This window comes from Staphylococcus sp. LCT-H4 (assembly GCF_001866145.1).
Classification (GTDB): Bacteria; Bacillota; Bacilli; order Staphylococcales; family Staphylococcaceae; genus Staphylococcus; species Staphylococcus succinus.
Genome location: NZ_MODY01000001.1, coordinates 1,092,109 through 1,098,837 on the forward strand (window position 1 = coordinate 1,092,109; position 6,729 = coordinate 1,098,837).

6 protein-coding genes and 1 other RNA gene are annotated in these 6,729 nt (G+C 34.6%); all 7 read left to right on the top strand.

Features of this window, described 5'->3' with window-relative positions; translation table 11 throughout:
• Positions 1-28 precede the first annotated feature (28 nt).
• The 7 genes from treC (at position 29) to recR (ending at position 6,299) form a co-directional block, all read left to right on the top strand.
• On the top strand, positions 29-1,663 hold the full coding sequence (gene treC, locus BK821_RS04885; protein WP_071331339.1) for an alpha,alpha-phosphotrehalase: 1,635 nt from the start codon (positions 29-31) through the stop codon (positions 1,661-1,663).
• Positions 1,664-1,687: 24 nt separating this feature from the next.
• The gene (treR, locus tag BK821_RS04890; RefSeq protein WP_046836851.1) at positions 1,688-2,413 is read left to right on the top strand and encodes a trehalose operon repressor; all 726 of its coding nucleotides are present in this window, start codon (positions 1,688-1,690) and stop codon (positions 2,411-2,413) included.
• Between the two features lie 109 nt (positions 2,414-2,522).
• An RNA gene (gene ffs, locus BK821_RS04895) (signal recognition particle sRNA large type) lies at positions 2,523-2,792 on the top strand.
• A 194-nt stretch (positions 2,793-2,986) separates the two neighbouring features.
• A complete protein-coding gene (locus BK821_RS04900) occupies positions 2,987-3,517 on the top strand; it encodes a GNAT family N-acetyltransferase (RefSeq protein ID WP_071331340.1) in 531 nt (176 codons plus the stop codon).
• Between the two features lie 58 nt (positions 3,518-3,575).
• Positions 3,576-5,294 (top strand): DNA polymerase III subunit gamma/tau, encoded by a 1,719-nt coding sequence (gene dnaX, locus BK821_RS04905; RefSeq protein ID WP_071331341.1) that lies wholly within the window; start codon positions 3,576-3,578, stop codon positions 5,292-5,294.
• A gap of 86 nt (positions 5,295-5,380) precedes the next feature.
• A complete protein-coding gene (locus BK821_RS04910; RefSeq protein WP_046836848.1) occupies positions 5,381-5,698 on the top strand; it encodes a YbaB/EbfC family nucleoid-associated protein in 318 nt (105 codons plus the stop codon).
• A gap of 4 nt (positions 5,699-5,702) precedes the next feature.
• The gene (gene recR, locus BK821_RS04915; RefSeq protein ID WP_046836847.1) at positions 5,703-6,299 is read left to right on the top strand and encodes a recombination mediator RecR; all 597 of its coding nucleotides are present in this window, start codon (positions 5,703-5,705) and stop codon (positions 6,297-6,299) included.
• The last annotated feature ends 430 nt before the right edge of the window (positions 6,300-6,729 follow it).

Below are 6,729 nucleotides of genomic sequence, written 5' to 3' on the forward strand. Positions count from 1 at the left end.
AAAACAGTGAATTAAAGGTGGTAATTGTATGGCTCAGAATGATTGGAGAAAATCAGTTGTTTATCAAATTTATCCTAAGTCTTTTAATGATACGACGGGAAATGGCGAAGGTGACTTACAAGGTATTATAGAAAAAATGGATTACTTACAATATTTAGGCGTGGATTACATTTGGCTAACGCCTGTATATGAGTCTCCGATGAATGACAACGGTTATGACATTAGCAATTATTATAAGATAAATGAAGCATTTGGAACAATTGAGGATTTAGAAACATTAGTTTTTGAAGCACATAAGCGTGGATTAAAGGTGATGTTAGATATCGTTATTAATCACACTTCTACAGAACATGAATGGTTTAAAGAGGCCTATAAAAATAAAAATAGCCCTTATAGAGATTATTATTTTTTCAGAAGGTCAGCAAATGAATGTCCACCGACCAATTGGGAATCTAAATTTGGTGGGAACGCATGGAAATATGATGTGTCGACTGATGAATATTATTTACATTTATTTGATGTAACACAAGCAGATTTGAATTGGGATAATCCTGAAGTACGTCATGCTTTATATGACGTCATCAATTATTGGATTGATTTTGGCGTAGATGGATTCCGTTTCGATGTTATTAATTTAATTTCTAAAGGTGAATTTAAAGATTCTGAAAAAATAGGTAAAGAATTTTATACTGATGGTCCTCGTGTTCATGAATATTTGCATGAGATGAATCGTCATACATTTGGAGATAAAGATATGATGACGGTAGGTGAAATGTCTTCGACTACAATAGGAGATTGCATTAAATATTCTAACGAACACCGCCAAGAGTTAAGTAGTGTATTCAACTTCCACCACTTAAAAGTAGATTATATTAATGGAGAAAAATGGACGAATGCCAAACTTGATTTTCATAAATTGAAACAGATACTTATGGAATGGCAACTTGGTATATACAATGGTAAAGGATGGAATGCAATATTTTGGTGTAATCATGATCAGCCACGTGTTGTTTCAAGGTTTGGTGACGATTCTACAGAAGAATCAAGACAACAGAGTGCTAAAATGCTAGCTACAGTGTTGCATATGTTGCAAGGTACACCTTATATATATCAAGGCGAAGAAATTGGCATGACAGATCCTCATTTCACAGATATCAACCAATATAGAGATATCGAATCATTAAATGCCTATCATAATATGAAAAATGCGGGGTATGATGAACAAGAGATACTTAAAATATTAAGTCAAAAGTCTAGAGATAATGCTAGAACGCCTGTGCAGTGGACTAGTGGAACGCAAGCTGGATTTACTTCTGGTGAATCATGGATTGATATACCAAATAATTTTGATAAAATCAATGTTGAAGCAGCTATGCAAGATGAGCAATCTATATTGCAAACATATAGAAGACTCATACAGTTACGTCACGAGTATGACATTATCACATATGGAAGTGTCGAACCGTTATATATGAATCATGAAGCGTTATTTGTATATAAGCGTCATCTTAATGATGAAACATGGTTAATTATTGCGAATTTCTCAAATGAACCTGTAGACCTTCCAGCAGATATAAATTTAACTGGAGAAGTCATGATACAAAATGGTCATATTGAAAATGGTGCGATTGGAGCATATAGTGCAATTGTAGTTGCCCAATAATTAAAAGGTAGAGAGTGAGTGCGAATGGTACAGAAAAAATTTATTACGATATATGAAACGATACGTAAAGACATCCTAGAAACACGATTATCGTATGGTACTCAATTGCCATCAGAGCATGAATTAGTAGAAACGTATGAAGCTTCCCGAGAAACTGTGCGTAAAGCGCTGAATTTATTGGTTAGGGATGGTATGATACAAAAAATTCGTGGTAAAGGTTCTGTTGTAATTTATCAAGGCTTGACCGAGTTTCCTTTTGCAGATTTAAAGAGTTTTAGAGAAGTGCAACATGGCTTAGGGCTTCCATATGAAACAGAAGTTAAAGTATTAGAAAGTATCTTTGCGGGTGATGTACCTCTAGTAAAGGACATATTAAATGTTCGTCAAAGTACGAAGTTGTGGCATATTATCCGCACGAGAGTAATTAATAATAAGGTGAAAATTATAGATGAAGATTATTTCGTCGCTGATATTATTCCGAACGTGACTATTGATAAGGCAAAACAATCATTATATCAATATATTGAACAAGAATTACGGTTAGAAATTAGTTATTCTAATAAGTCTATTACTTTTGAACATTTTGGAGATTTGGAATATGAAGCATTTGGCGAGGTTACACCACCTTATACTGCAACAGTTCGTGGTATTGTACACTTAAAAGATACTACGAAATTTCAATATAATATCTCTAAGCATCTAGCTACGGAATTTAAGTTTAATGACTTTTCAAGGCGGCATAAGGTGTGAAATGTGATGGGCGATGAGTGTATTTTGAATGACTTATATAGATAAATTATAAAATCAACGATATGTAACACTTGCATTCAGGTCTGATATTATAGTATGATATATTTTGCCGTGCTAGGTGGGGAGGTAGCGGTTCCCTGTATTCGAAATCCGCTTTATGCGAGACTGAATTCCTTTGCTAAGGGTGCGTTTTTGTAAAGTCTGCCCAAAGCACGTAGTGTTTGAAGATTTCGGTCCTATGCAATATGAACCCACGAATCATGTCAGGTCCTGACGGAAGCAGCATTAAGTGGATCATCGTATGTGCCGTAGGGTTGCTGAGGTTTAGCTGTCGACTTTGGTTACGTTTATGATACGCATTCGAAGCGAAGGTGCACGGCTTTAATTTTTAAATAATGTAATAAAGACATATAAATGTGGAGTGACTTATCTTTTGATAGCAGTCACTCTTTTTTTATATTAAAATATAAGCAATACTTTACTTTGGTGTAATAAAGATATCGTTTGGAAAAACTGATGTAAAAACGAAGTAGTTAAAGCAAAGTTTAAAATGAAATGCTATAGGAGGCGCCAATGCAAATTTATTTAAGTTCTTTAACTGAAAATGATTATGACACGAGCCTACAAGCAATTAAAGCAGCGTTTGAAAACGTAATGGAGTCAAACCATGATGAACAAGACTTGGTAGTGAGGTTGAGAGAAGCGCCAGAATACAATTATGAATTAGAAGTTGTCGCGAAAAATGGCGATGGTGAAGTTGTGGGACATATAATGTTGTCTGAAATAGAGATAGTTAACGATAAGCGAAGTTATATTGCTTTAGCGTTAGCACCTCTATCGGTTATACCAGAATACAGAAATATGGGTCTCGGTAAAGCGTTGATCCAAGCGGCGGAAGAACGTGTGAAAGCACAAGATTATACAACGATTATCGTGTTAGGAGATCCAGAATATTACGGCAAGTTTGATTATAAAGAAGCGGCGCAATTTGATATATATAGTCCTTTTGACGTGCCTTCGAAAAATTTCATGGTTAAATTCTTATGGGAGCAACTAGCAGACCAACCTAATGGTAAAGTGATTTATCCTGAATCTTTTAATTAATATTCAAGTATCAAGTACAATGCTATAATAATTGGTGAATGCTATTGGAGGTGCGAAAGTGAATTATCAAGCTTTATACAGAATGTTCCGACCGCAAAGTTTTGAAGATGTTGTAGGACAAGAACATGTAACTAAAACTTTACGTAATGCAATTTCAAAAAGTAAACAATCACATGCGTATATATTTAGTGGCCCAAGAGGGACGGGGAAGACGAGTATTGCAAAAGTTTTTGCAAAAGCCTTAAACTGCTTAGAGCGTACAGATGGTGAGCCCTGTAATGAATGTCAGATTTGTAAAGGAATCACGCGAGGCACAAATTCTGATGTCATTGAAATTGATGCTGCAAGTAATAATGGTGTAGACGAAATTCGTAATATTAGAGATAAAGTTAAATATGCACCGAGTGAATCGAAATATAAAGTTTATATTATTGATGAGGTACATATGTTAACGACAGGAGCCTTTAATGCTTTACTGAAAACATTAGAAGAACCTCCAGCACACGCTATATTCATATTGGCAACTACAGAACCTCATAAGATACCTCCAACGATTATATCGAGAGCACAACGATTTGATTTTAAAGCAATCAGTCAAGATGAAATCGTTGAGCGTTTAAAATTTGTTGCTGATACCCAAGAAATTAAATACGATGACGCAGCGTTAGAATTTATAGCGAAAGCTTCAGAAGGTGGTATGCGTGATGCACTTAGCATTATGGATCAAGCAATCGCCTTTGGTGATGATCATCTTACCATCCAGGATGCTTTGAATGTAACTGGGAGTGTGGATGAACGTGCACTCAATGATTTGTTCAAAGAGGTTGTTTCAGGAGATGTGAAATCTGCTTTCTCTACATATCATCAATTTATTTCAGAAGGTAAAGAAGTGAACCGACTAATCAATGATATGATTTACTTTGTCAGAGATACTATTATGAATAAAACCTCTAATACAGAAGTTGAATTTGATGCCTTGCTGCACTTTGATTTAGAGATGTTATATAAAACGATTGATGTTATTAACGATACACTTGTATCTATTAGATTTAGTGTGAATCAGGGCGTGCATTTTGAAGTATTATTAGTGAAAATTGCAGAGATGATTAAAGGGCAACCACAAAATGTACAAACTGTAGCTACTACAAGCATTGCAGCAGAACCTAATAATGATGTATTACTACAAAGGATGGAACAATTAGAAAGTGAATTAAAAACACTGAAGACACAAGGTGTTACAACTGCCAATGCAGCTCAACAAACTAAACGTTCTTCAGCAAGTAGAAGCGGACAATCTAAGAATGCATTCTCTATGCAACAAATTGCCAAAGTACTAGATAAAGCTAATAAAGATGATATAAAGTTATTGAAAGATCATTGGCAAGAAGTTGTTAATCATGCTAAAGATAATGATATGAAACCTTTAGTAAGTCTTTTACAAAATTCTGAACCTGTTGCAGCGAGTGAAACACATGTACTTATCAAATTTGATGAAGAAATACATTGTGAAATTGTTAATAAAGATGATGAAAAACGAGAAAATATCGAGAATGTGGTTTGTAATATCATTGATAAAACAGTTAAAGTAGTGGGTGTTCCTGATGATCAATGGATGCGAGTCAGAACTGAATATCTACAAACTAGAAGTAATAATGAGAAAGTGGAAGGTGGAAGTGAGAATCAAGTTGCTTCTAATTCCACTGAAGAAGTTGATGTTGTACAAAAAGCTAAAGATCTTTTCGGAGAGAGTACAGTGAATGTGCTTGATGAAGAATGATACATGACAATGAATAAAAAGGCATGTATAATGAAACGAAAGATTCATTATATTCAATGATATAGAAGATTTAAGGAGGATTTATTATGCGCGGTGGCGGAAATATGCAACAAATGATGAAACAAATGCAAAAAATGCAAAAGAAAATGGGCGAAGAACAAGAAAAGTTAAAAGAAGAGAAAGTTCAAGGTACTGCTGGTGGCGGTATGGTAACTGTAACAGTATCTGGTCATAAAGAAGTGCTTGATGTAGAAATCAAAGAAGAAGCTGTAGATCCAGATGATATCGAAATGTTACAAGATTTAGTAATAGCTGCAACTAATGAAGCAATGAACAAAGCGGATGAGCTTTCACAAGAACGCTTAGGTAAACATACTCAAGGCTTAAACATCCCTGGAATGTGATCATATGCATTATCCAGAACCAATTTCTAAACTAATTGACAGTTTCATGAAACTGCCAGGCATTGGGCCGAAAACGGCACAACGTCTGGCGTTTCATGTATTAGATATGAAAGAAGACGATGTTGTTCAATTTGCTAAATCATTAGTGGATGTCAAAAGAGAACTTACCTATTGTAGTGAGTGTGGACATATAACTGAACAAGACCCATGTTATATTTGTCAGGATAAGCAAAGAGATCGATCTGTTATTTGCGTAGTGGAAGATGACAAAGATGTTATTGCTATGGAAAAAATGCGTGAATACAAAGGATTGTATCATGTGTTGCACGGCTCTATATCACCTATGGATGGTATCGGTCCAGAAGATATCAATATACCAAGTTTGATAAATCGTTTGAAAAATGAGGAAGTCAAAGAGCTCATCTTGGCTATGAATCCGAATTTAGAAGGTGAATCAACAGCCATGTATATCTCTAGGCTAGTGAAACCTATTGGGATTACTGTAACTAGATTGGCGCAAGGGCTCTCTGTTGGTGGGGATTTAGAATACGCTGACGAAGTGACTTTATCAAAAGCGATTATGGGAAGAACCGAGATGTAGCAATGTGTTAATCGTATATTTCAAGTAAGAACAGAGCTATCTATATAGGTAGCTCTGTTCTTTTGTAAATAATATTAAAAAAATGTAAAAAACATTAAAGTATGTATATACAGCTATAAAATAAAGAGGCAATAGTCTTACTTACATTAAAACGTCATAAAAACGAACTATATATACTTCAAAATAATAAAAGTTTGTGAAATGACTATAACTCATATTGAACAGTGTGGAAAAGTGTAATTTTTAGCGTTGTTAAAAGCTTTTAATGCGTGTATAGTATTTACTTGTCGGACGAAACAAAACGACAAACGCAAACAAACTTTACAAATGATTCACTGAAAATTAATTCAAAAAAGTTATTGACTTTCATTTCGATAACATATATAATTAATTCTTGTGACTGAAGAAATGAACATTGAAAACTGAATCG